The organism is Chryseobacterium carnipullorum, from assembly GCF_900142785.1.
GTDB lineage: Bacteria > Bacteroidota > Bacteroidia > Flavobacteriales > Weeksellaceae > Chryseobacterium > Chryseobacterium carnipullorum.
The window spans coordinates 231,838-255,970 of record NZ_FRCD01000004.1 but is presented as its reverse complement, the minus strand read 5'-3'; the positions used below and the strand labels follow the sequence as shown (position 1 = coordinate 255,970).

Genomic DNA, 24,133 nt, shown 5'->3' with positions numbered 1-24,133 from the left:
GCGATGGTTTAGAGGTTAATTTTATCTGAGCTTAGCATTACATTTTTCAATCTTCTGAAACTATTTTCCAGTTGATTAAGGTTTTCCCGGGTTTCCAGAAAAATCTTACCCGGAACTTTCAATAGTTCCGAAACTTTACAATTATCGATAGAGCATACGTAGTTTCCGTCCGCATACAGGTACCATTCTTTGGAAACCGAAGTCTCCAGAATCCTCTCGTCATCAAAAAGAAGGTAATACCGGTCGTTCTGGAATACAATATCAAGCAAGGGAATGGTCATGAGCTATCGCTTTTAAGATGTTTTTTTCCTCACGATACAATGTGCCGGGAATCTGCGCCAGGCTCATACACATGCTTTGTTCAGACCAGGGCCATTCTTCCAGAAGATAACGTTCTATGTAATTAAGCTGCAGGAGAGTTGGAACCCGGGGACGATTCTTTAAAATACGGATCATCGCCGTTACTTTATCCTGTGCAAAATTGTTTTCATCAATACTTCCTTTCACATCGATCTGGTATCTTCCGTCTTCCAATTTTGAAATTCTCTCTTCTGTAGTAATAGGAACACTTTTAGCGGCAATAAAGTTGGGAAGTTCACGATATCCTTTAGTGATCTCATTCTTTTTAAACTCCCTGAAATGAATGCCGGGGAAAAGCAGCTGGTAAGGCATTGCAAAGCGTAAGGCTTGCGCAAGGCGTTCACCATCTTCCAAAAGTTCTTCTACACCCTTAATAAAAATCTCACGATAGTGTTCATTCCTGTGTCTTAGAATTATTTTGGGCTTTAATTCTTTCCATTGGTTCCGGATATCATCCAGGTTGATAATCGTTCCAAGCTGTCCGTTTTCATCCAGAGTGCAGACAATCTTTTCTCTAAGCTGATGCAGGTCTCCGATCCATTTGTACATTCCCTCTTTATTGGATTGTTTATAAAATGGCATTTCAACTGTAAAAACAGGCTTTTCATAATCTAGAGAAGTTAGGGTGACCTTGAGTTCAGCTTCAATAAAGTTCTCATTTCTGAGCCCCTGAAACTGATACCTTTCTTCTCTGAGAAAAGTATATTTTCGATGTTCTCCTCTGTTTTCTTTAGTAGTCTGCATCATTATCCTTTATTGATTTCTACATCTGCCCCTTTGATATTGGTAGGTCCTGAAGATGAAGTATTAATTTTTGCTGCATTGATATTAATATCACTATCGATCTTAATTCCGGGATTGGCAGCGGCTTTTCCAAGTTCGGTTGTCGTTTTACCAACAACTTTCACATTCAGTCCTTCTATTGTAATATCTCCTCCTGTGGTCATGGTGATGGAACTGCTCCCTGTTTTAATGGTGATGGTAGTGTCACATTCCAGCGTGATGTTTCCGGAACTGTCCATTTTAAGCATAGAATTAGCCCCTCCACCTTCTTTTCCGCCTACGTTAATGGCACTTACGCTGCCCACATTGACCGTGTTATTATTTCCTACTGTGACTGTTTTATTATTATTGGCGTTGGTTGTTGCATTTCCTGCTCCGTCAAACTTCATATTCGCTCCTCCCTGATCGGTCAGGAATACAGATCCTGCACCGTCATCTAATTCCAGTTTATTACCGCTTCGGCTGCTTAAACTTTTAACGTTATTGTTTTGTCCGCCGCCACCGCCAACTCCACCATGAAACATTCCTCCCATTACAAAGGGCCGGTCCGGATGCTGGTGTACAAAATTGACAACTACCTGATCTCCAATTTCAGGAATAGCCATAAAACCACGGTTTTTACTTACTTTATCGCTTCCGCCTGCATCAGGAGTCATGACCCGGATAAATTCTGTAGTATCCGGTCCGTTTTGCCAGTCAAACTGAACCTGTACACGCCCCTGATTTAAAGGATCGGTATTTGAAATAACTTTAGCAAACTGAGGATCTGCTTTTGGCATTTCAAATTCAGGACGGGGCATAAATCCTGTATCTGCGGCGATGGCTTCAAAGTTCCCGGTATAATAGCCTCTTCCATCCACCTCGTGACTCACCTCCGTAATCATAAGCTTGGTGAAATAAGCCGTCTGATTGGTTTCAGACTTTCGCATTTCTACATCTGCGGTACATCCCGGGTATAAGAATGGAACGCTGGTTGTTCCCGAAGTGATAAATACATTCACCGCCTTACTTCCTGCTGTCCCTTTCTGTGAGGCATCGATATCCATAAAGGTGGATGCCTTGATTGGGGCAATCCTTAAAGAAGGTGTGGTAAATGTCTTTTGGGATATTTCATAAGCCCTTTTCGCAATATCTGATGAATGGTTTATTTTTGAACTTCCTGTCGTGAGTTTTTCATTTTTACTGCTGTTGTAGCCGTAAAAGCTTGGATTGACATGCTGCGCTTTCATTTTAATTTTAATATCATGAACGCTGCTTCCATACACCAGCTGTACAGGTTTTTCCTGTGGTGGCAATTTTCCGAAATGAAGAACTTCGCCATCATAATAAAACTGTTCGCCATAGGCTTCTGCAATTCTTGCGAGATAGTTGTAATGGGTTTCTTCATACTGCGAGCTGTAGGAAACATTGCCATGCTGGGAATCTACTCTGAAATCGAATTTATTGGAACCAAGGCCTTCTTTGATGACCCAGTCTGCAATACTGTTCAGGCTGATCTCCTGTTTGCCTCCAAAACTCTGGATATGCGGTGCTGCATCCAGGAGCAAAGTAGGGCTGTTTCCCGTAAGGACAATATTTCCAAGACTGCCTTTGTCCTGACTGAATCCTACTTCTGTAATGACCCCTACAAAGTTTCTTTCCGGACTTTCTTCTACATCTTTATATTTAAAGACTACAGTCAATCTCTTCCCTAGAAAATTCTGGGCCTGCTCAAGATTGTGATTTTCTGCGTCTCCCAGAGTATCATGGGCAAGCGTTAAATTGAATTCATGATGCTTAACAGCACTCTGAGTCAGTTTAAAATGCTTGAAATGCTTGATGATTTTGCCTTCAATAATGATTTCCAGCTTGACAACACGATTGATGCCTAAAAGTTCGCTTGTGGGAATAGAGCTTGCATTGTGGATTTTGGAGGTAGGTTGTTCCGTCCAGATTCTATTTTCTGAAACCAGTGCTGTATTATTCTGGGCAACTTTATTCATGAAATTGTCAGCATAGGAAGCTGTCTGTCCGACGGTCTGTGCTGTTTTTTTTATTGTATCAGCCTTTTTTACAGTTTCCCTGGCCAGGTCTGTAGGGTCTATACTTTCCAGATTTTTTTTAGATTTTGAAATCTGGTTTTTGGATGATTGATTGTCCTGAAACATAACATATTTTTTTCTGATTAGTGTAGGTAAACATTCGCCTTATTAACCGGTCTGTATCCTTTTTTTATCACTCACTTCAGATGGAAATACTTTCTGTTTGAAGTCAGTATTGAATCTCTTTTGTAAGTAATTTAACCTTCTTTTTTTTGCATTATTTATCGGTAAATCCCTTTCTGTATATATTTTAAGATATAATTAACATTTTGTTTTTGTGAATTTAACATCCTGACATACAGTTGGTAATATTGGTGTTAAAATCACATCGATGTGAAACAAATATAAGAAGCTGTGATCCTAATCAGAAAAAATTGAAAGACTATTTTACTTTTTGTCGTACTTCTACTACTAACAATTGTTAGGTTTAAAATGAGACAGAAAATAATGTATTCATTCATCTTCGTGTATAGAAAGTGTATGATAGTTTAAACTTTAATCGGGCTGAAAGATTAAAATGAGGAAGCTGATTCGGGAGAAAGGTTATTGTCATAAGAAATATTAGCCAGATTTTTATTCCTGTATCTTCCAATTCTTGATCTTAATTTAATAAAAATGAAGGTCAGAAAAATAAAATTATTGTGACCCCTGTAAATTCATTTAATTTTGTTAACAATTTACTTTGGTTCTCAAGATCAATAGTAGAAGGAAAATTAGAACATACAATTGAAATTTATGAAGAGAATTGGAATTATAGGTTTCGGCTGGCTGGGATCCAGGATCGCCGCTTCGATGTCGGGACAATATCAAATATATACTACTGCAACTACAAAAGATAAAGTGGAGGATCTTTCTGCAAAAGGATTCAATGCCTCCCTGGCAAGTTTTCCTGATTTTCAGTTAGAAGAAAAAATCGCGCAATGGAAAGAGATTAAGGATATAGATGTTCTGATCATTACCATTCCACTTTCAGGAAAAAACTGCTGCGCAAGTTCATTGTACAATAGAGTACAGCATTTATTTTCGTTTATCGGTGATTTTGATGGACAAATATTTGTGATGAGCTCTACAGGTGTTTATCCGGATATGGCCGGAGAATACAGTGAAGAAAGTCTTTCTTCTGATGAGGTTCCGGGGGAGAGAATGATCAGAAACAGATATCCGCAGGTTAATATTTTGAGGTTGTCCGGGCTGATGGGAGATAACAGGCTTCTTAAAAATTACAGCATTTCAAATCTGCAGGCTCCGGTAAATCATATTCATTATGAAGATATTTCGGGCGTCATTGAAAAAATGATCGAAACAGGATCAGAAGGGAAACTCTATAATGTGACTGCTCCACAGCATCCGTCGAAAGCCCAGGTGATCAACGCTCAGAAAAATCTGCCGTCTCCTGATGAATCAGTAGGTGAGGGCAAAATAATACTGCCCACAAAATTAATTTCAGAATTAAATTTTGTATTTAAACATCCGGATCCGCGGGAATTTCATTCATGAAAATCGATGGGGTGAATCAATTTTCAGGAATCATCTATCGTCTCTTTTTTTAAACCCCAACCTTATAAATTTTTAAAAGCTGTAAGGTTGGGGTTAAATTTTTATTTAATGATTCTGTCCAATACCCAATCGATCAGGTTTTTCTCGGAAGCATGATGGTCTGCGGAGAATTCTCCTCGTCTTCTGTTCGCAATAACGTTGTTTACCGTAATAGCTTTATGTCCCAACAGTTTTGAAAGTGCGTAGATCGCTGAGGTTTCCATCTCAAAATTAGTTACCCCAAGATCATTCAATGTTTCCAGAAACTTATCATCAAATGCTTTTAAACGAAGTTCTCTTCCCTGAGGAGCATAGAATCCCGGGAAAGTAGCTGTATTTCCGTGGTATTTGGCATCTTTATAGTATTCTCCCATTTCTTCTGCCCAGTCTGAGAAGTAAAGCATCGGCTTGATCTTTGCGTAAGGGAATTTCTCCATGAAGTTTTTTGAAAATTCGTTTTCAAAGCTATAGTCCTGATAGAAATGCATCAGTCCGTCAAGACCCACAACATTCTGGGTGACCAGCATATTATCAACCTGAACGTCAGGGTTAACACTTCCACAGGTTCCCATACGGAACAATTCAAGTGCCTTATGTTCTGTTTTAAATTCTTTATTTTTAAGATCGATATTGACCAAAGCATCAAGCTCGTTCATGACAATGTCGATGTTTTCGGTTCCGATACCTGTAGACATTACGGTAATTCTTTCTCCACGCAATGTTCCGGTGTGGGTATAGAATTCTCTTTTATTTTTTTTGATGTCTACTTTATCAAAATATTTTGAAACTTTTGCCACTCTGTCCGGATCTCCCACAAGGATGATCTTATCAGCAATATCTTCAGGCAGAAGATTTAAATGGTATACACTTCCGTCATCATTCAGAACCAGTTCTGAGGCAGCAAGTTTATTTAGCATAACTTATATTTTTTTTTGTTTAATTAATGAAAATAGCGTCTTTATAAGGTGACCCGGCCAATTCATAGATGGTGTCATATTCCTCTACAATTCTTTTTTGTCCCTGAAATATTTCATAGACCGTAATCATCGTCTTTTCGAAATTTTTAGGATCTTTCCTCTGGGTGGTGATTTCGTAAAACTTGTCTCCTTTTTTAAGGACAGAAACCATTTCTTCTTTCGTGGAATTGTTGGAATCCATCATACCCGGAAAGTCCATTACAACGTCTTTCAGATCTGTATATTTTTTATAGGGTTTTGTCACTCCGTTGGAATAGACGTAAACGTTGGGGATTGGTTGATCCTGTTCAAGCCGTATCAGGTAATAATCATTACCTTTCTTTTCTGCATATACAGCCATTTCTTTTTTCTGCGAATAGGCACAGATGGAAAGAAAACCTGCCGCAAAAGCAAATAATACTTTTGTTTTCATATTAATATTTTGTTTTAATCTGCTGAAATTGATGTTAAAAAAAATCCTCTCCCAATATCTTTCGTCATCATTTTTTTAACCGGCATGAAGAAGTCAGTCCTCTTTAGGTATAATGAATTTGATTTCGGGGTTTAAAATTAATAAAAATATTTCTAATTGTTATGGATGACAGCATGAAGATCGTCGTTGAAAATGATGGAAGCCAAAAGCAGAGCGGGTCACGGAATTTTTTCTTCTTTCAGTGCTCGTTTTATCAAATTTTACGTTGACTTCAATAAATTCCCGTCTAAAATAAGTTCCAGCCTCTATTTTACTGTAAAATATAAACATTTTTTAATCTGGCCTTAAACTTAACATAACATGGGAACGCTACTTTTGCCGCTAAAAATTCATGAGATTGTATCCGTTGCTAGCTGTGATTGTGTTGATAGGTTTTGCTGTCATGTCTTTTAACCCCATTGATAAAGGAGGAGAAAATGAAAATACTTTTGTCAATAAAGGGTTGTCCGATTTTAAAAACAGGCTTGAACAGCTGAAATCAGACGTCTATCAATTCTCAGAAGATAAGATTACTGTTGAAGAACTCAGAAATTCCCTAAGCACTACGAGAAATTCATTTAAAGAAGTCGAATTCTATATTGCTTACCATTATCCGGAATTTACAAAAACCCATCTTAATGCGGCTCCGCTTTTTCATATAGAAGCAGCAGGAACGTCCTCTTACACTTTGCCACCGGAGGGACTTCAGGTTTTAGATGAACTGATATTTTCAGATGAGGCCGGAGACGAAAAAGAAAAGATCAAGACTATTACAGACTTTCTGTACAATTCTTATTCAAGTTTTTACCTGAGTGCTGTAAAGAATGGTTTAAGCCGCGGAAATAACAAGACACTGCCTCTAAGAGTCGAGTTAATAAGAATCTACACTCTTGGAGTAACAGGTTTTGACACACCCGGTTCCCTGAATAGTTCTGAGGAAGCCGGACATGCGTTTACAGGAATTAAAAAATACCTCAATAGCGATTCCTATTTTAAAAACTATAATGTGCAGAAAGCCAATCAGATTCTTACTGAAGGGATCAGTTATCTTGCAACCAATAAAGATTTTGCAACTTTTGACAGAATTGAATTTTATAAAAAATATATTCAGCCTTTGTATGAAGAATTCGGAAAGTGGGACGGAAGAGAAGATGATCTTAAAGAGTTTTCCGGCTGGAATATAAAGAGTAAGAATCTATTCAGCAGTGATTTTCTAGATCCTTATTTTTATACTCTGCTCAAATCTCCGGAAGATAATGAAGATCTCCGGAATCTCGGAAAATCTATTTTCTATGATCAGAATTTAAGTCAAAACGGTAAAGTGAGTTGTGCAGCCTGCCATCTTCAGGAAAATGCTTTTACGGATCTTAAAGCAAAATCGCCGAGCAATGTGGAGGGAAAAACAGTACTAAGGAATTCACCCTCTCTTTATAATGCAGTCTTTGCCAAAAGATTTTTCTATGACCTTCGTGCTTTTTACCTGGAACAGCAGGCTGAACATGTGATCTACAATAATGATGAGTTCAATACCAGCTATGAAGACATCATCAAAAAATTAAAAACAAAACCTGAGTATAAAAAAGCCTTTCGTACAGCTTTTGGAGATGGCAAAATAAACAAAGAAAATTTTTCCAAAGCCCTTAGCTCTTATGTAGCTTCCCTGTATTCTTTTGATAGTGATTTTGACCGTTTTATGAGAAATGAGAAAGATGTTTCAGATGATGTTAAGAAAGGCTATAATTTATTTATGGGCAAAGCCAACTGTGCCACATGCCATTTTGCCCCTCATTTCTCAGGTTTGGTACCTCCGTTTTTTAATGAAAATGAATCTGAAGTTTTAGGAATAACGAAGAAACCTGTCAGCCAGCTTCCTGTGGAGTTAGATTCCGATCTGGGAAGAGCCAACAGTCCTGTGAAAAAAGAAAAATCATGGATCTATGATTACTCCTTCAAAACGGTTACGGTAAGAAATATTGCCCTTACAAAGCCTTATTTCCATAACGGAGCTTTCAACACGCTGGAAGAAGTAATGGATTTTTACAATGAAGGTGGAGGAGAAGGTCTGGGGCTAAAGGTGAAAAACCAAACCTTGCCACCGGATAAACTGGAATTGACAAAAACGGAGATCAAACAGGTTATCGCATTCCTGAATTCACTGACGGACATTAGCAAAGCGAAGTAAGAAGCGTTAAGGGTTTCGAATTTTTGAATGTAAAAATAGTTTTTAAGATGACAGGTTCAAGGCAATGTTTTGCTGAAATGGTGAATCGTATAGTACGATCTATCTATCTATCTATCTATCTATCTATCTATCTATCTATCTATCTATCTATCTATCTATCTATCATTGATGGTATCATTCATTATTTAACAATTATTTAATTCCCTTAACATTAGGTTTCAGATTAATTAATATTCCCGGATCTATATTTAAAGTCCTATTAACAGAGGTTCAGCGTCAAAAAAATAGTTTTGCAGGGTCTAATAAATCAATAAAAAATGAAGAAAAAATTACTTACAATTGCGGCGCTGGCAATGGCCGCTGGGTTTAGTGTGAAAGCGCAGACCTTTTTATTCAACAAAAACTCGTCGTGGAGATATAAAGACAACAATCAGGCCCTGGCAGATCCATGGAAAGGTCAGACATTTGATATTTCAACATGGGCAGTTGGAAACGGGCCTCTGGGATATGGAGACCCTGTCACCACTACCATCAGCTCAGGTCTTACCGCAGCATATTTTGCTAAAGATTTTACGGTAGACTTATCAACCCTTTCAGATAATATGGAACTGGGAGTGATGAGAGATGACGGAATTGTTGTTTACCTTAACGGAATTGAGGTGGTGAGAGATAATATGCCTGCGGGAACTATTGCTTTCAATACACCTTCCAGTACAACGATTGATGGTGCTGCGGAAAGTGTTTATAATATTTTCTCTATTCCCAAGTCTCAATTTGTAAACGGAACGAACAGGATTTCTGTAGAACTTCACAACAGAACCGGAACCAGCTCAGACCTCAGAATCGATGCTTATTTAAAGACAACAACTACTGTTACGCCTCCTGCAGCATGTACAGGAACACACATCAGTTGTTTTACTTCCATTGTTCCTACTGCCCAAACCAATAAACTGATCATTCCGGCAGAGCATAAATATCAGCTTATTTTAAAAGAAGGCGACAACTACACCGAAGGAGGTGGAATGGTAGGAGGTCAGAATGATTTTACAGCCTATGTTCCCAAAACAGGTAGCAGTACCAACGGATATCTTTCGGTAAACCATGAAACCAATCCCGGAGGTGTTACAATGGCTGAGGTTACTTACAATTCTTCTACAAAACTATGGCAGCTGACAAGATCGAGAGCAGTAAGTTTCTCAGATCCAAGTTTGGTTCAAACGATCAGAAACTGTTCGGGTGGAGTTACGCCTTGGGGAACTGTTGTGACAGCGGAAGAATCTGTTACCTCCAATGATGTCAACAGTGATGGTTATAAAGATTACGGATGGCTGGTAGAGATTGATCCAGCGACTGCGCAGGTCGTTTCCAAAAATACAGACGGATCCAAAGGAAAGCTTTGGCAGATGGGAATCATGAATCACGAAAATGTGGTGGTAAATAATGCAGGAACCACAGCCTATTACGGAGAAGATGGTGGAACTCACATGGTATATAAATATGTAATGGATACACCGAACAACTTGGCTTCAGGAAATCTTTATGTGCTAAAACTTGATCAGGGATTAAGTACTTCCGGGGATCCTGTAGGAACCACCGCAACCTGGATTCAGGTTCCGAACAAAGTAAAGGCAGACCAGAATAATACAACCGCTCTTGCCCAGTCATTAGGAGGAACAAGATTTAATGGAGTAGAAGACGTAGACATCAGTCCTTTGGACGGAAAGATCTACTTTACCGCAAAAGGATTAGACAAAGTATACCGTCTTCAGGATAACGGAACAACAGCTTCTCAGGTAGAAACTTTTGTAGGAGGGGCTTCTACTTCTTATTCTTTCAATACCCCACAGGGAATGAAAACTGAAGCTTGGGGTGATGGAAATGACAACCTTACGTTTGATGAACTTGGAAACCTTTGGGTTCTTCAGGATGGTGGAAAAAATTACATCTGGGTAATTGCTCCGGATCATACGCAGGCTAATCCTAAAGTGAGACTTTTCGCTTCTATGCCGGCAGGATCAGAACCTACGGGACTGACATTTACCCCGGATCATAAATTTGGTTTCTTCTCTATTCAGCATCCTGATTCTACGATTTCCACGGATATTGATGCTACAGGAAACACAATCGACTACAGAGGAAAATCAGCTACGATTGTTATTGCTTTAAAGCAAAACTTAGGAACAGCCGGAGCCTTGGGAACTGTTGACAGTCACAATGCAGAAAATACCGTTGAGGTCGCTCCGAATCCTACTTCAGGAATGGTTAAAATCAATTCGCCAAAAGGATTGAAAGATATTTCAGTAACCGCCTACAGCATGGATGGAAAGATTGTTTATACGAAAAGATTCAGCGGTGTGAACAGGTCATTGGATCTTGATTTCACTCACCAGCTGGAAACATCGCGTATTCTGGTTCTGAATATCGAAGCAGAAGGTGGTTTCCAGAAGACTGTGAAATTATTAAAAAAGTAAATTATTAATATCCAATTTCGGGCGGCGGCTTTGCCGCCGCCCGAAATTTATCACTATGAAAAAACTTGTCCTATTGATTTCTATTTTGTCGATCTGTCACGCGAAAGCACAGATCGATCCCGTAAAATATCCTACGTTTACCAATATAGACGAAGCATTGAGCAGTAAGAAGACTGTTTACAGCATGAGTTTCAGGGAAAAAGGGCTTTTTAATCTGCCACCACAAATCTCGAAACTGAATGCTCTGTTTTTTCTGAACATTATGGGAAATAAACTTGAAAAAATGGACCAGGAGATTTTTACCCTTACTGAACTGGAGATTTTAAATGTTAATGAAAACAGTATAAAATACATTCCTGATGAAATAGGAAATCTGAAAAAGCTGCACACATTTTCAATAAACCTTAACGGACTCACGAGCATCAATCCGAATGTTGCTCTGCTTCAACATTTAAAAGCAGTTCATTTGGATGCCAACAACCTGAATGTGTTTCCGGAAGCATTAATGGAAATTCCTGCTTTGGAAGAAATTAACCTTCAGGGAAACCAGATCAGCATCATTGCGGACCGGTTAGACAGAATCAAAAATTTAAAATTCCTCAATTTATCTGAAAATCAGATCAGTGATCTGGGAAATCTATCTTTCCCTAAACAATTGAAATATCTGGAATTGCAGCAGAATACTATTGTAAAACTTCCTGAAAACTTGTTTAAAGCTAAAAATCTTGAATTTTTAAACGCAAGCGACAATCACATTACAGAAATATCGTCCGGAATAAAAGGGCTCAAAAATATCGTCAGTATGAATCTTGCGAACAATGACCTAAAAGATCTTCCTGCAGAAATAGCACAGCTTAAAAACCTGAAAACCCTTATTCTTACAGGAAATCCAATTGAAAAAACTAAGATTGAACGATTAAAAAACCTGATGCCGGACACCCAGATCTATTTCTAGATTTATCCGCCGACTCTTTTGGTTTTATATCCCATTTCTTTAAGGATATTCATTATTTTATCACGATTATCGCCCTGAATAATGATCGTTCCATCTTTCTCTGAACCGCCTATTCCTAAGGTGGTTTTTATTTTTTTTGAAATTTTCTTTAAATCATCTTCACTTCCTTCCCAGCCTTCCACAATCGTTACAGGCTTTCCGTTTCTGCCCTTCTTTTCAAATTTGCACACCAACGGTTCCTGCTGCTTAAATTCTTCCTTAGGCATTTCAAAATCCTTTTCCTCATGTTCAGGAAAAAGGTTCTTTAACTGATCTCGTAAATCCATAAAGCAAAATTAAATGTTTAAACACAAATATCACAAATAATTTTTCACAAATAGCACCAATCATTCACATCAACAATCTAAATCATCCGTGAAAATCTCTGCAATCTGTGGCAAAAAAAACAAAACTTAGTTACAGCGTACAAATAATTTCCACCAATAACCAGAATCATTCGAACCGAATAAAATTTAAAAATCTGCCCCATCAGCGAAATCCGCGCGAGAACAGAAAAGCAAATCATTCGTAGATTCTATACTAATAATATGTACTATTTTTACCAGAATGTTTTTAAAATAAACCTTTCAAATTCTTCTATTCATCGGAAATTAGGTAAATTTGTGTAACAAAAAGTTATAGAAATGTCAAAAAAAGCAATATTAGCAATCCTTGACGGATGGGGACTGGGAACAAATCCAGAGGTATCTGCCCTGGAAAAAGCAAACACTCCATTTATAGACAGCTGTTATCAAAAATTTCCACATACAACACTTGAAGCCAGTGGTCTGGCTGTAGGACTTCCTGTAGGACAAATGGGGAATTCTGAAGTTGGGCACATGAATTTAGGCGCTGGAAGAGTGGTCTATCAGAATCTTGTGAAACTGAATATGGCCGTTGAGAACGGAACTTTGGGACAGCAGCAGATCATCCAGGATGCCTTCGATTATGCTAAAAGAGAAAATAAAAAACTACACTTCATCGGATTGGTTTCCAATGGAGGAGTACACTCACATATCAATCATTTAAAAGGTTTATTAACTGCCGCTCAGGAGTTCGGACTTCATGAAAATGTTTTTGTTCATGCCTTTACAGACGGAAGAGACTGTGATCCGCATTCAGGACTTGGATTTATAGAGGAGCTTCAGGGTCACATGGAAACTACAGTAGGTAAGCTTGCAACGGTAATTGGAAGATATTATGCAATGGACCGTGACAAAAGATGGGAGCGTGTAAAACTGGCATACGATGCTATGGTAGAAGGAGTAGGACTGCAAACAACAGATGCTCTGGCTGCTATTAAATCTTCTTATGATAATAACGTAACCGATGAGTTCTTAAAGCCCGTTATTCTGGTGAAGACCACTGAAACAGGAAATGTAGTACCGGTAGCCAAAATTATAGACGGTGATGTGGTCATTTGTTTCAACTTCCGTACCGACAGAGGACGTGAGATCACAGAAGTTCTTACCCAGAAAGATTTTCCTGAGTTCTTTATGCGTAAACTTAACCTTCACTACATCACGTTAACCAATTATGATAAGACCTATCAGAATGTACAGGTTGTATTTGATGAAGAAGTACTGAAGGAAACCATGGGAGAAATTCTTGAAAGAAATGGTAAGACGCAGATAAGAATTGCTGAAACAGAAAAATACCCTCACGTCACTTTCTTCTTTTCCGGAGGTAGAGAAGAGGAGTTCAATGGTGAACGAAGACTTCTTTGTCCAAGTCCGAAAGATGTTCCTACTTATGATCTTAAGCCCGAAATGTCTGCCTATGACATCACGAATGTCATCGTACCGGAATTGGAAAACGGAACGGCTGATTTTGTCTGTCTGAACTTTGCCAATACAGATATGGTAGGCCATACCGGCGTTTTTGAAGCCGCTGTAAAAGCCGCTGAAACAGTAGATCAGTGCATTGAAAAAGTTGCCACTGCCGCTTATGAGAACGGATATGCCGTATTCATTCTGGCAGACCATGGAAACTCAGATGTCATGATCAATCCGGATGGTACCCCAAATACACAGCATTCTACGAACCTTGTGCCATTTATTGTAATGGATAAGGACCATACATGGAATCTGAAACCTGGAAAACTGGGAGATGTAGCCCCAACTATTTTAAAAGTAATGGGAGTGGAAATTCCGGAAATAATGACAGGAGATATTTTAGTTAGCTAAAATTCAATAATAATGTCATAAAAATGCCGTTATAGTATAGATGGCGGCATTTTTGTATGATTTATGTCAGTCATGGTATGGGTTGCATATGTTATTATGCGACAAATAATAAATAAATCATATCTTTGTAAATTAAATCCATATAAGAAAATGTATCAAAAGCTTGTTAGAAAAGAAGTAATGGGAATATTGGAAAAGGAGGTAGGTTCTTTTCTGGATAAATTTTTAACGCCAATTGAAAAGATTTGGCAGCCTTCTGATTATCTTCCGGATCCATCAAGCTCTGATTTTAAATATGATCTTGAAGAAATTCAGACTTTTGCCCGTGAAATGCCTTATGACCTTTTTGTAACGCTGATCGGAGACTGTATCACAGAAGAAGCTCTGCCTTCATATGAGTCATGGTTGATGGGAGTAGACGGAATTGATCAGGAGAAGAATGAAGTGGGCTGGGCCAACTGGATAAGAGCATGGACCGGTGAAGAAAACAGACATGGAGATCTTTTAAGCAAATATCTTTATTTGTGTGGAAGAGTGAACATGAGAGAGCTGGAAGTTACCACTCAATATTTAATTAATGACGGTTTTGATCTGGGTACAAGTATGGATCCTTACAGAAACTTTATTTATACAAGTTTTCAGGAAACGGCTACCAACATTTCTCACCGTAGAGTAGGAACATTGGCAAAACAGTCCGGAAACGGAAAACTGGCTAAAATGTGTGGGGTTATTGCCGCAGACGAAGCCAGACATGCCAAAGCTTATAAGCATTTCGTTGCTAAAATTTTAGAAATAGATCCATCAGAAATGATCCTTGCTTTTGAGGATATGATGCGTAAGAAGATCGTAATGCCTGCTCACATGATGAGACAGTCTGGTCAGAAGGCAGGTGAACTTTGGGGACATTTCTCAGATGCAGCCCAGAGATGTATGGTGTATACAGGAAATGATTATATCAATATTTTATCAGACCTGTTGGATGAATGGAAGATTGAACATGTAAAAGGACTTACTGAGAAAGCTGAAAAAGCGCAGGAATATTTAATGAAACTTCCTTCGAGACTTCAGAAAATTACAGACCGGATTTCTACACCGGATCTTCAGTTCGAGTTTAAATGGGTGAAGAGTTAATAACAGATTATCATTAAATTATAAAAACTTAAGAGTGCCATCGTTTTAGGCACTCTTTTTATTTCTTATCTTTGCAAAGCTAAAAAATGGTACACAATGTTAAATAATAAAAAAATTGCTGTGGATTTCGACGGAACGATCGTTGATGATGCCTATCCTGCAATTGGAAAAGCGAAAATTTTTGCTTTCGAAACATTAAGAAGACTTCAGGCAGAAGGGTACAGGTTGATCCTATGGACTTACAGACATGGAAAGACTTTAGATGAAGCAGTGGAATTCTGCAAGAAAAACGGCATTGAATTTTACGCCATCAATTCCAGCTTTGAAGGTGAAGTTTTCGATTCTGAAAATCAATCCAGAAAACTGGATGCAGACTGGTTCATCGATGACAGAAATTTAGGGGGATTTCCTGGATGGGGCGAAATTTACAATATTATCCAGGACAGAATAGAATTCCGTGTAGAAGGAAAAGAAGTTCTTGCCTACTCAAAACTTAAAAAAGAAAAGAAAAAAGGACTTTTCTGGTAAAATATATAATACAACAATTTAATAGTATAACAATGTAGCAATAAACCGTTAGTGAAATTGTTACACTGGTACATTAATACATTGGTAAATTAATACAATGATTCAATTAAAAACAATAGAGGAACTCCGCCTCATGAAGGAGAGTGCACATCTGGTGTCTAAAACACTGGGAATGCTTGCTAAAGAAATAAAACCGGGAATTAATACTTTATATCTTGATCAACTGGCCCATGATTTTATTAAAGATCACGGGGCTGAACCAGCTTTCTTAGGATATGGCGGTTTTCCGAATTCTTTATGTATTTCTCCAAATGATCAGGTAGTTCACGGTTTTCCCAATAATGATATTATACAGGAAGGAGACGTTCTGTCGGTAGACTGTGGCGTTATTCTGAACGGTTTTGTAGGAGATCATGCCTATACATTTGAGATCGGTGAAGTAAAACCTGAGGTTAAAAAACTGTTGCAGGTTACCAAAGAATCACTTTACAAGGGAATTGCACAGTGTATAAGAGGAAAAAGGATAGGGGATATTTCTCATGCCATCCAGACCCATTGTGAAAAAGAAGGATACGGCGTAGTAAAAGAGCTTGTGGGACACGGTCTTGGAAGAAAGATGCATGAAGATCCGCAGGTTCCGAATTACGGAAAACAGGGAAGCGGAAAGGTGATCAAAGACGGTCTGGCGATCGCTATTGAACCAATGGTTAATATGGGGACTGAAAAAGTAAAATTCCATAATGACGGCTGGACAGTTACCACCCTTGATAATCTGCCTTCTGCTCACTTTGAGCATGATGTAGCCGTTATTAATGGTAAACCGGTATTGCTTTCCACCTTCAAATACGTTTACGAAGCTTTAGGCATTGTAAGCGATGAAGAGAAGCCATTCCAATTGGATTTTTAATGAAAAAAGTAGCTAAACTTTTACTCAATACATTACCACGTCCGATGCTTATTAAAATGAGTATCTGGGCGAGACCACTGATTTACCAGTTATTCAAGGGAGACCAGTTTTATGACCCTATCGACGGAAAATCCTACCGGAAATTTCTTCCTTACGGGTATGGAAAGCAGCGTGAAAATGCTCTTTCTCCGGGAACATTGAGCTTGGAGAGACACCGCCAGATGTGGTTGTATCTTCAAAATGAAACCGATTTTTTCATTAAAAATGCTAAAGTTCTTCATATCGCTCCTGAACAGGAATTTCTGAGAAAGTTTAAAATGATGAAAAATCTGGATTATATTTCCGCAGATCTTTTTTCTCCCATCGTGGATGTGAAAGCGGATATTCTGGATTTACCTTTTGCGGATGAAAGTTTTGATATTGTTTTTTGTAACCATGTTCTGGAACATATAGAAGATGATGCAAAAGCCATAAGCGAACTTTACAGAGTCATGAGACCCGGAGGCTGGGGGATTTTTCAGGTTCCGATGAGAAATGCTCTGGAGAAAACGTATGAAGATTTTTCCATCAAAGATCCAAAAGAACGCCAGAAACACTTCGGCCAGTATGACCACGTTCGCTGGTACGGACTGGATTATTTTGACCGACTAAGGAAAGCCGGTTTTGAAACAGAACCTAACTTCTATTCCCAGAATTTTTCAGAAGAAGAAATCAGAAAATACGGTTTGAGACAAAATGAGATCCTGCCTGTAGTTTTCAAAAAATAAAAGCAACATCAAACCCGTCTTCAGATTCGAAGACGGGTTTGTTTTACTATAGATAGAAATTGTTGTTGATTTTAGTGAGAAACAGATTTCAGCCCAACTACTGAACCAATCAAAGTGGAGATGAAAAATATTCTCCAGAAGCTTACAGGATCTTTAAAAAAGAACATTCCCATCAGAGCAGTTCCTACAGCTCCTATTCCTGTCCATACTGCATAAGCCGTTCCGATAGGTAGGGTTTGCGTAGCTTTGATCAGCAGCAGCATACTGATCGTCATGGTCACCAGAAAGCCGGCATACCAGTAATACATCTCAGAACCGGACGTTTCTTTGGCTTTTCCTAAACACGAGGCAAAAGCCACCTCAAATAATCCGGCGATGATTAAAATAATCCAATTCATTTTTAATAATTTTCTCTTCTGCAAATTTCAGGATTTGAAAGGAGAAACGATTTTACATTTGTTAAAAAATGAATATTTATAAGGTTGGGAAATTTAAAGATTGGAAAGATAAATTACAGGGAACCACAAGTTCAATGACAGTCAAACATTATTTATTTAAAGAAACTATTAAAGTGAATGACCATTAGAAGCTTCCAGCCTTCTTATTTTATCTCTGCCCTGATCCTGCTCAAACTTACCTGTGTAATGCCCAGATAAGAAGCAATATGACCCAGCTGAACCCTTTTTAGCAGATCTGATTTATTGGTCATCAGATCTTTATATCGTTCCAAAGATGTTTTAAACTGCCTTGAAATAATAAGCTCTTCTGTTTTTACCAGTTCTTTTTCTGCAAATTTTCTTCCCCAGTTCGCGATGTGGATGTCCTCATTGAAGAGTTTTCTGAGACTTTCCGTTTCCAGAATGTAAAGATCACAGTCTTCCAGAAGTTCTATGCTTTCATAGCCTGGCCGATCTTCTACGTAACTCTTCATGGAAACAATAGTTTCCCCTTCGCTCCCGAACCAGAACGTAATATCATTATCGGCGGTAGAAGCATAAGCCCGTACAATCCCTTTTTTTATAAAATAAATATGGGGAATGATCTTATCCGATTCCATAAGACAGAAGTATTTGGGGTGGGATACTTCCGTGATATGTTTTTTCAATGAAGCTTTAGAGGCATCAGGAAGTACATCTATACGGTCAAGGATCTGATTTATATCCATAAGGTCAATTAATAAGGTCAAAAGTATTGGTTTTATGGGATGCAATACAACTGTATTTCGTTTAATTTTCAAAAGTAAGAAGATAAATAGACAGATCAATGATTGAATTAAAGAGGAGCATTCTATTTTTTTAAAGCAATTAAGCTTTTTTATTTTCTAAAAGTAGACTTAAACCTTGAAGACCAGTTTTGTTTTACTAACTTTGCAGTTCGTAATACTATTTATATGCATAAAGCTGGATTTGTAAACATAGTCGGAAAGCCCAATGCTGGAAAATCTACCTTATTAAATCAATTAATGGGAGAAAAACTAGCTATTGTAACGCAGAAGGCACAGACAACCCGCCACAGAATTTTTGGAATTTATAATGAGGAAGACCTACAGATCGTATTTTCAGATACTCCCGGAGTATTGGATGCGAAATATGGCCTTCAGGAGAAAATGATGGATTTTGTAAAGGATTCTTTACAGGATGCCGATGTATTTTTATTCATCGTAGACGTCACGGATAAAGCTGAACCTTCAGAATTTTTAATAGATAAACTGAACAAGATTCCGGTTCCGGTTTTACTTTTACTGAATAAAGTAGACCAGACCACTCAGGAAGGACTTGAAAAACTGGTAGAAGAATGGCACAACAGGATTCCAAAAGCGGAGATCCTTCCTATTTCTGCCTTGAATGCTTTCAATACAGATATCATTCTGCCCAAATTAAGATCTCTGTTGCCGGAGAGTCCTGCTTATTATGATAAGGAGCAGTACACAGATAAGCCTGAAAGATTTTTCGTGAACGAAGCGATCCGTGAAAAGATCCTCTTAAACTATGAGAAAGAAATTCCTTATTCCGTAGAGGTCGTAACCGAGCAGTTTAAAGAAAAAGAAGGGATCATTTTCATCGATTCTATTATTTATGTGGAAAGAGATACCCAGAAAGGAATTATCATTGGTCATAAAGGAGATGCCATCAAAAAAGTAGGAACAGAAGCCAGGATCGATCTGGAAAAATTCTTTTCCAAGAAAATTCACTTGAACCTTTTTGTGAAAGTGAAAAAAGACTGGCGTAAAAACGACAGAGATTTGAAAAATTTCGGGTACAGATAGACTAAAAACGCTCGTGATTCCGTTCTATTAAAAGATTTTTATTACCTTTAATTTAAATTTTTAGTAAATGAACTATTTCAATTCAAATTCAAGCTCAGTACCTAAAGATATTATTTTATTCGTTGTGAGAGTATTTATAGGTTTTGCTATGCTCTCTCACGGTTTTCCAAAACTTCAGATGCTTTTGGAGGGCGGTAAAATTGAGTTTTTTGACTTTATAGGATTAGGGCCTTTAGTATCTCTTGTTCTTACTGTTATTGCTGAATTTGTATGTTCAATACTTCTTATTTTAGGATTGTTTACCAGGATTTCGTTAGGTTTTCTGATCTTTACCATGATCATCGCTGCTTTTGTAGTTCACGGAGCAGATCCGTTTGAGAAAAGAGAAATGAGTCTCATCTATCTTTCAGTATATCTTCTCCTGATGGCTTTTGGCGCAGGTAAAGTATCTGTAGATCATATGATAGAAAAGCGAAAAAGAGCTTCAGACTGGTAAATCAGTCAAGAAAATATAAAAAAAGAGCATTAGACAACTAATGCTCTTTTTTGTTTTTTATTAAGGTTTACAAGGCAGCGAAGACCAAACACAGGTCCATGTAATGATATCGTTTTCATCTACTCCGGCCACGCATGGCTTGTATCCTGTAGGACATGAAGGTACCTGCCCTCCAATGATCGTTTTAAGATCTCTCTTGGATAATTTCTTTAAATTTTTCATAATGAATATTGAATTAATTTGATCTATACGAATATAGAATTTTTAATTTATATCACAGTAACGGGTATTAAAATTAACTGTTTTAGTTATATCACAAAAATCACTACTTTCGTAGAAAATGAATTTATATGAAGATAAAACTGACCATTTGCCTTTTGGCATTTCTCAATTTCTATGATGCACAGGAGAATATTACTTATCAGAAGCCATCTGCAGAAATCCTAAAACTGGCAGATTATGAAAGACCTCCAAGCGTTCTGATGAACAGCAAAAAAGACTGGGTGGTTTTTACTTACCGTCCTACATATAAAACACTGGAAGATCTTAATCAGCAGGAAATGAAACTGGCAGGATTAAGAATCAATCCGGTTACTAATATTTCAAGCAGCGTCACTTATTCCAATAATCTGAAGATCAGAAAGATCAATGATAAAAATGAGATACAGGTTAAAAATCTGCCTGCGAATGCTAAAATTACCTACATTTCATTTTCACCGGACGAAAAGAAACTGGTATTTACCAATACAACCAGCAAGGGAGTAGAACTTTGGTTGGTGGATATGGAAACGGCAACCGCCAAAAAAATTACTGAAGATAACCTGAATGCCAACCTGGGAACACCTTACGTATGGTACAACGATTCACAAAGCTTGTTGATCAGAAAACTTCCTCAGAACAGACCTGCGCTGATTGACGCCAGCAAAGACCTTCCAACGGGTCCTATTGTTTCTACAGCTGACGGTAAAGTTTCTCAAAACAGAACTTACCAGGATCTTTTAAAAAATCCTCAGGATGAAAAGAACTTTGAGGTTCTTACCGCTTCTGAAATTTATAATGTAGACCTGAACGGAACTCTTAAAAAAGTAAAAGATCAGGATATGTATTCCGGTCTTAGCTTTTCTCCGGACGGAAATTATTTAATGACTACAGTGATCAGGAAACCGTTCTCATATATCGTTCCGTTAAGCAGATTCCCGCTGACAGCTACTGTTTATGATATGAAAGGAAATGCGGTAAAAGTAGTGAACGATGTTCCTTTGAATGAAATCATGCCGAAAGGATTTTCATCGGTAAGAGAAGGAAAAAGAAGTATGGGATGGAGAAGTGATGCACCGGCAACTTTGTTGTTTGCTGAAGCATTGGATGGAGGAGATCAGTCTAAAACCGCAGAATACAGAGATGAGATCTTTACGTGGGAAGCTCCTTTTACGGCCGCTCCAAAGTCATTCTTTAAAACAAAACAGAGATATGAAGGTGTAAGCTGGACCAATGATCATTATGCTGTAGTTTCTGAAGGTTGGTACGACACAAGGAATACAAAATCATATTTGGTGGATCTTAATAATGGGGATTCAAAAGTGATTGATGACAGAAATTATCAGGATGTATACAGTGATCCGGGGAATTTCAATACTGCTAAAAACCAGTATGGAAGATATGTTATCGATATGAAAGGAGGGAAGACCTACCTGATCGGAGACGGATTTACAAAAGATGGACAGCATCCTTTCATCGACGAAATGGATGTAAAGTCACTTAAAAAGAAAAGACTCTACACTTCCAACGTTAAGAATGGTAAAGAAGAGATTATTGATATCTTAAATGCTTCGAAAGGTGAAATCTTAACGACTCAACAGTCTCCAAGCCTTTATCCGAACTATTTTAAAAAGAATATTAAATCTAATAAAGCAGAAGCCGTAACCCAATTTGCGAACCCTTTTGAAAGCATTAAAGATGTTTACAAAGAAGTAATTACGTATAAAAGAAATGACGGAGTTACTTTAACAGGAACGCTTTATCTGCCTGCCAACTACGACAGGAAAGCTAAAAAAGAAAAACTTCCTTTACTGATCTGGGCGTACCCTACAGAATATAAGGATAAAAATACAGCAGGACAAAATACTCAGAACCCGAATGACTTTACGTTCCCATACTACGGATCTTTCGTATACTGGACAACAAAAGGATATGCGGTACTGGATGACGCTGCATTCCCGATCATTGGAGAAGGAAAAACAGAGCCGAACGATACTTTTATTCCACAGTTGGTAGCAAATGCTGAAGCGGCGATCAATGCAGTTGACCAGTTAGGATATATCGACAAAAAGAAAGTAGCTGTAGGAGGACATTCTTATGGTGCTTTTATGACCGCTAATCTATTGACCCATTCTAATCTTTTCGCATGTGGTATCGCAAGAAGTGGGGCATACAACAGAACGCTGACTCCATTTGGGTTCCAGAGCGAGCAGAGAAATTACTGGGATATTCCGGAAATCTATAACAAGATGTCTCCATTTATGAATGCGGACAAAATGAAAACGCCAATGCTTTTGGTTCATGGTGATGCCGATAACAACCCGGGAACCTTCACTTTGCAGACCGAAAGATATTTCCAGGCTCTGAAAAACCTGGGAGCTCCTGTGAAAATGGTTCTTCTTCCAAAAGAAGCCCATGGCTATGTAGCTAAAGAAAATATTCTACACCTTTTATGGGAACAGGATCAGTTCCTTGAGAAGTGTCTGAAGAAATAAAATAATTTTATAGAAAGCCCGTTCATGATTGGAACGGGCTTTTTAATTCCTTTTCTATAATAACCATGATGAAAATAACCGGTCTATTATTTTTTATTCCTGCTTTTTGTTTTGGGCAATTATCTCCTGAAATCAACAAATTGTATGACGAATTATCAAAAAGTAAGCGGGTTGAATCGGCTGCCATTGGGTATGGAGGATCTGAAAGCGAAGTCTATAAATTGTTTGTTGAGATTGATAAAAAGGCCTCAGATAAAGAAGTGGAATATATTGCTTTTAATGGAAATCCTGTAGCTAAGACGTATGGTTCATATTCTGTTTTTAATAGAAAGCTTAAAATATTGGATCAACTGTTTGACTCTTATCTGAAAAATAATGAACCCATTAGTATCATTCAAGGTTGTGTAGGATCAAATTCACATTTAGCAGATGAACTTTATAAGATGGTTTTTTGGGAAAAAGATAATATAAAAGCGACAGAGGTTTACAGGAAGCATAAAGCCAGTATTAAAACTGAGCATGAGCTTTCAAATTTCATCCAGCTATTTGATGCTAAGGAATCAAAATGGACCATGAAGGAAATTGATTCAGTTTTAATAAAATTTGACAGGATAGTACTTGATAATCCGTCTTCACCACAGAATTTGGTAGAACTGATTACTGAGTCCTATTTTTTCATAAAAAGAAAACATCCGGAATATCATGATAAACTGGCTTACTTCGAAAAAAAGTATAATTCTGAAGAGATAAAGAAATACTTGAAGTTTAGCGGTCAATAGTCTGATGAAAATAATGCTATAATTTTTTAATTTCCCGCCAATAATTTTTACCATGCCAATAGTTAGACGTTCTGAACAAAAAAAGTTAACACTGGAAGAGTTTTACAAAGAGCTTATCCCAAAACCTGAAGATCAAATAGGAGATGGCGGAACTCCAATGCTGGAAGTTCTGGAATCCATCAATACCATGTTTAAGGAAACTGTTTTATATGGATTAACTTCTCATGCATCATTGCTTTTATTTAATAACGATCATGAGGATTCAGATTATTATATAGTTATCAATGCGTTTAAGTCTAGCTATTATGGTGAATACAGGATCGAGTATGTAATTCCGGACAACGAGATTCCGTGGAAAGGAGCAACGGTAAATGGCGGTTCGCGAACATTAGCTGAATTTGAAAAAATGATTATTATCTCAATGTATAAATCCGGAGGATGGAAAAATAATATTGAAGTAGAAAACCTATACTAAAGAGTAAAAC

General features: G+C 37.8%; 23 protein-coding genes. 14 read left to right on the top strand and 9 right to left on the bottom strand.

What is annotated here, in order from left to right; all coding sequences use genetic code 11:
* Positions 1 to 8: 8 nt before the first annotated feature.
* From BUC06_RS06585 to BUC06_RS06575, 3 genes are read right to left on the bottom strand one after another with little or no spacing between them, the layout of a single operon-like run.
* Positions 9 to 281: a hypothetical protein gene (locus tag BUC06_RS06585; RefSeq protein ID WP_073331438.1), complete on the bottom strand. Its 273-nt coding sequence runs from the start codon at positions 279 to 281 to the stop codon at positions 9 to 11.
* On the bottom strand, positions 262 to 1,107 hold the full coding sequence (locus tag BUC06_RS06580) for a hypothetical protein (RefSeq protein WP_073331436.1): 846 nt from the start codon (positions 1,105 to 1,107) through the stop codon (positions 262 to 264). Before BUC06_RS06580 ends, BUC06_RS06585 begins: the two co-directional genes overlap by 20 nt.
* Positions 1,107 to 3,290 carry a type VI secretion system Vgr family protein gene (locus tag BUC06_RS06575; protein WP_083564005.1) on the bottom strand — a complete coding sequence of 728 codons (2,184 nt, stop codon included), beginning with the start codon at positions 3,288 to 3,290 and terminating at the stop codon, positions 1,107 to 1,109. Before BUC06_RS06575 ends, BUC06_RS06580 begins: the two co-directional genes overlap by 1 nt.
* A gap of 669 nt (positions 3,291 to 3,959) precedes the next feature.
* Here BUC06_RS06575 and BUC06_RS06570 point away from each other — a divergent pair.
* Positions 3,960 to 4,721, top strand: a complete 762-nt coding sequence (locus tag BUC06_RS06570) for a Rossmann-fold NAD(P)-binding domain-containing protein (RefSeq protein WP_073331434.1) — start codon at positions 3,960 to 3,962, stop codon at positions 4,719 to 4,721.
* A gap of 101 nt (positions 4,722 to 4,822) precedes the next feature.
* Here BUC06_RS06570 and BUC06_RS06565 read toward each other — a convergent pair whose 3' ends face one another.
* Together BUC06_RS06565 and BUC06_RS06560 are read right to left on the bottom strand one after the other, a co-directional pair.
* Positions 4,823 to 5,677, bottom strand: coding sequence for a nucleoside phosphorylase (locus BUC06_RS06565; RefSeq protein ID WP_073331432.1), 855 nt, complete (start codon positions 5,675 to 5,677; stop codon positions 4,823 to 4,825).
* Positions 5,678 to 5,696: 19 nt separating this feature from the next.
* A complete protein-coding gene (locus tag BUC06_RS06560) occupies positions 5,697 to 6,149 on the bottom strand; it encodes a hypothetical protein (protein ID WP_073331430.1) in 453 nt (150 codons plus the stop codon).
* 391 nt (positions 6,150 to 6,540) lie between these two features.
* Here BUC06_RS06560 and BUC06_RS06555 point away from each other — a divergent pair, with 391 nt between their 5' ends.
* The 3 genes from BUC06_RS06555 to BUC06_RS06545 all read left to right on the top strand — a co-directional run bounded on the left by BUC06_RS06555 (position 6,541) and on the right by BUC06_RS06545 (position 11,796).
* A complete protein-coding gene (locus tag BUC06_RS06555) occupies positions 6,541 to 8,370 on the top strand; it encodes a cytochrome-c peroxidase (RefSeq protein WP_073331428.1) in 1,830 nt (609 codons plus the stop codon).
* 317 nt (positions 8,371 to 8,687) lie between these two features.
* Entirely contained in the window at positions 8,688 to 10,841 is a 2,154-nt protein-coding gene (locus BUC06_RS06550) for an alkaline phosphatase PhoX (RefSeq protein WP_073331426.1), read from the top strand.
* Positions 10,842 to 10,896: 55 nt separating this feature from the next.
* On the top strand, positions 10,897 to 11,796 hold the full coding sequence (locus BUC06_RS06545; RefSeq protein WP_073331424.1) for a leucine-rich repeat domain-containing protein: 900 nt from the start codon (positions 10,897 to 10,899) through the stop codon (positions 11,794 to 11,796).
* A 2-nt stretch (positions 11,797 to 11,798) separates the two neighbouring features.
* Here BUC06_RS06545 and BUC06_RS06540 read toward each other — a convergent pair whose 3' ends face one another.
* On the bottom strand, positions 11,799 to 12,122 hold the full coding sequence (locus BUC06_RS06540) for a translation initiation factor (protein ID WP_073331421.1): 324 nt from the start codon (positions 12,120 to 12,122) through the stop codon (positions 11,799 to 11,801).
* A gap of 357 nt (positions 12,123 to 12,479) precedes the next feature.
* Between BUC06_RS06540 and gpmI the strand changes: the two genes are divergently transcribed.
* The 5 genes from gpmI (at position 12,480) to BUC06_RS06515 (ending at position 17,354) form a co-directional block, all read left to right on the top strand.
* On the top strand, positions 12,480 to 14,021 hold the full coding sequence (gene gpmI / locus BUC06_RS06535) for a 2,3-bisphosphoglycerate-independent phosphoglycerate mutase (protein ID WP_073331418.1): 1,542 nt from the start codon (positions 12,480 to 12,482) through the stop codon (positions 14,019 to 14,021).
* 150 nt (positions 14,022 to 14,171) lie between these two features.
* Positions 14,172 to 15,152, top strand: coding sequence for an acyl-ACP desaturase (locus BUC06_RS06530; protein WP_073331414.1), 981 nt, complete (start codon positions 14,172 to 14,174; stop codon positions 15,150 to 15,152).
* Positions 15,153 to 15,248: 96 nt separating this feature from the next.
* Complete coding sequence (locus tag BUC06_RS06525) at positions 15,249 to 15,680, top strand: BT0820 family HAD-type phosphatase (protein ID WP_073331411.1); 432 nt, start codon at positions 15,249 to 15,251, stop codon at positions 15,678 to 15,680.
* Between the two features lie 97 nt (positions 15,681 to 15,777).
* On the top strand, positions 15,778 to 16,587 hold the full coding sequence (gene map / locus BUC06_RS06520) for a type I methionyl aminopeptidase (RefSeq protein ID WP_073331408.1): 810 nt from the start codon (positions 15,778 to 15,780) through the stop codon (positions 16,585 to 16,587).
* Complete coding sequence (locus BUC06_RS06515) at positions 16,587 to 17,354, top strand: class I SAM-dependent methyltransferase (RefSeq protein WP_073331403.1); 768 nt, start codon at positions 16,587 to 16,589, stop codon at positions 17,352 to 17,354. The genes map and BUC06_RS06515 overlap by 1 nt, the downstream gene beginning before the upstream one ends.
* 71 nt (positions 17,355 to 17,425) lie before the next feature.
* Here BUC06_RS06515 and BUC06_RS06510 read toward each other — a convergent pair whose 3' ends face one another.
* Together BUC06_RS06510 and BUC06_RS06505 are read right to left on the bottom strand one after the other, a co-directional pair.
* On the bottom strand, positions 17,426 to 17,752 hold the full coding sequence (locus BUC06_RS06510) for a DMT family transporter (protein ID WP_073331400.1): 327 nt from the start codon (positions 17,750 to 17,752) through the stop codon (positions 17,426 to 17,428).
* Positions 17,753 to 17,955: 203 nt separating this feature from the next.
* Positions 17,956 to 18,519, bottom strand: a complete 564-nt coding sequence (locus tag BUC06_RS06505) for a Crp/Fnr family transcriptional regulator (RefSeq protein WP_073331397.1) — start codon at positions 18,517 to 18,519, stop codon at positions 17,956 to 17,958.
* A 225-nt stretch (positions 18,520 to 18,744) separates the two neighbouring features.
* Between BUC06_RS06505 and era the strand changes: the two genes are divergently transcribed.
* On the top strand, positions 18,745 to 19,620 hold the full coding sequence (gene era / locus BUC06_RS06500) for a GTPase Era (RefSeq protein WP_073331394.1): 876 nt from the start codon (positions 18,745 to 18,747) through the stop codon (positions 19,618 to 19,620).
* Between the two features lie 67 nt (positions 19,621 to 19,687).
* A complete protein-coding gene (locus tag BUC06_RS06495; RefSeq protein ID WP_073331391.1) occupies positions 19,688 to 20,116 on the top strand; it encodes a DoxX family protein in 429 nt (142 codons plus the stop codon).
* Between the two features lie 60 nt (positions 20,117 to 20,176).
* On the opposite strand, the gene BUC06_RS23745 is transcribed toward BUC06_RS06495, so the two are convergent.
* On the bottom strand, positions 20,177 to 20,338 hold the full coding sequence (locus tag BUC06_RS23745) for a bacteriocin-like protein (RefSeq protein ID WP_164466248.1): 162 nt from the start codon (positions 20,336 to 20,338) through the stop codon (positions 20,177 to 20,179).
* Positions 20,339 to 20,466: 128 nt separating this feature from the next.
* Between BUC06_RS23745 and BUC06_RS06490 the strand changes: the two genes are divergently transcribed.
* The 3 genes from BUC06_RS06490 to BUC06_RS06480 all read left to right on the top strand — a co-directional run bounded on the left by BUC06_RS06490 (position 20,467) and on the right by BUC06_RS06480 (position 24,123).
* Positions 20,467 to 22,869, top strand: a complete 2,403-nt coding sequence (locus tag BUC06_RS06490) for an alpha/beta hydrolase family protein (RefSeq protein ID WP_073331388.1) — start codon at positions 20,467 to 20,469, stop codon at positions 22,867 to 22,869.
* A gap of 65 nt (positions 22,870 to 22,934) precedes the next feature.
* Positions 22,935 to 23,648: a hypothetical protein gene (locus BUC06_RS06485; protein WP_073331385.1), complete on the top strand. Its 714-nt coding sequence runs from the start codon at positions 22,935 to 22,937 to the stop codon at positions 23,646 to 23,648.
* A gap of 52 nt (positions 23,649 to 23,700) precedes the next feature.
* A complete protein-coding gene (locus tag BUC06_RS06480) occupies positions 23,701 to 24,123 on the top strand; it encodes a hypothetical protein (RefSeq protein ID WP_073331382.1) in 423 nt (140 codons plus the stop codon).
* The last annotated feature ends 10 nt before the right edge of the window (positions 24,124 to 24,133 follow it).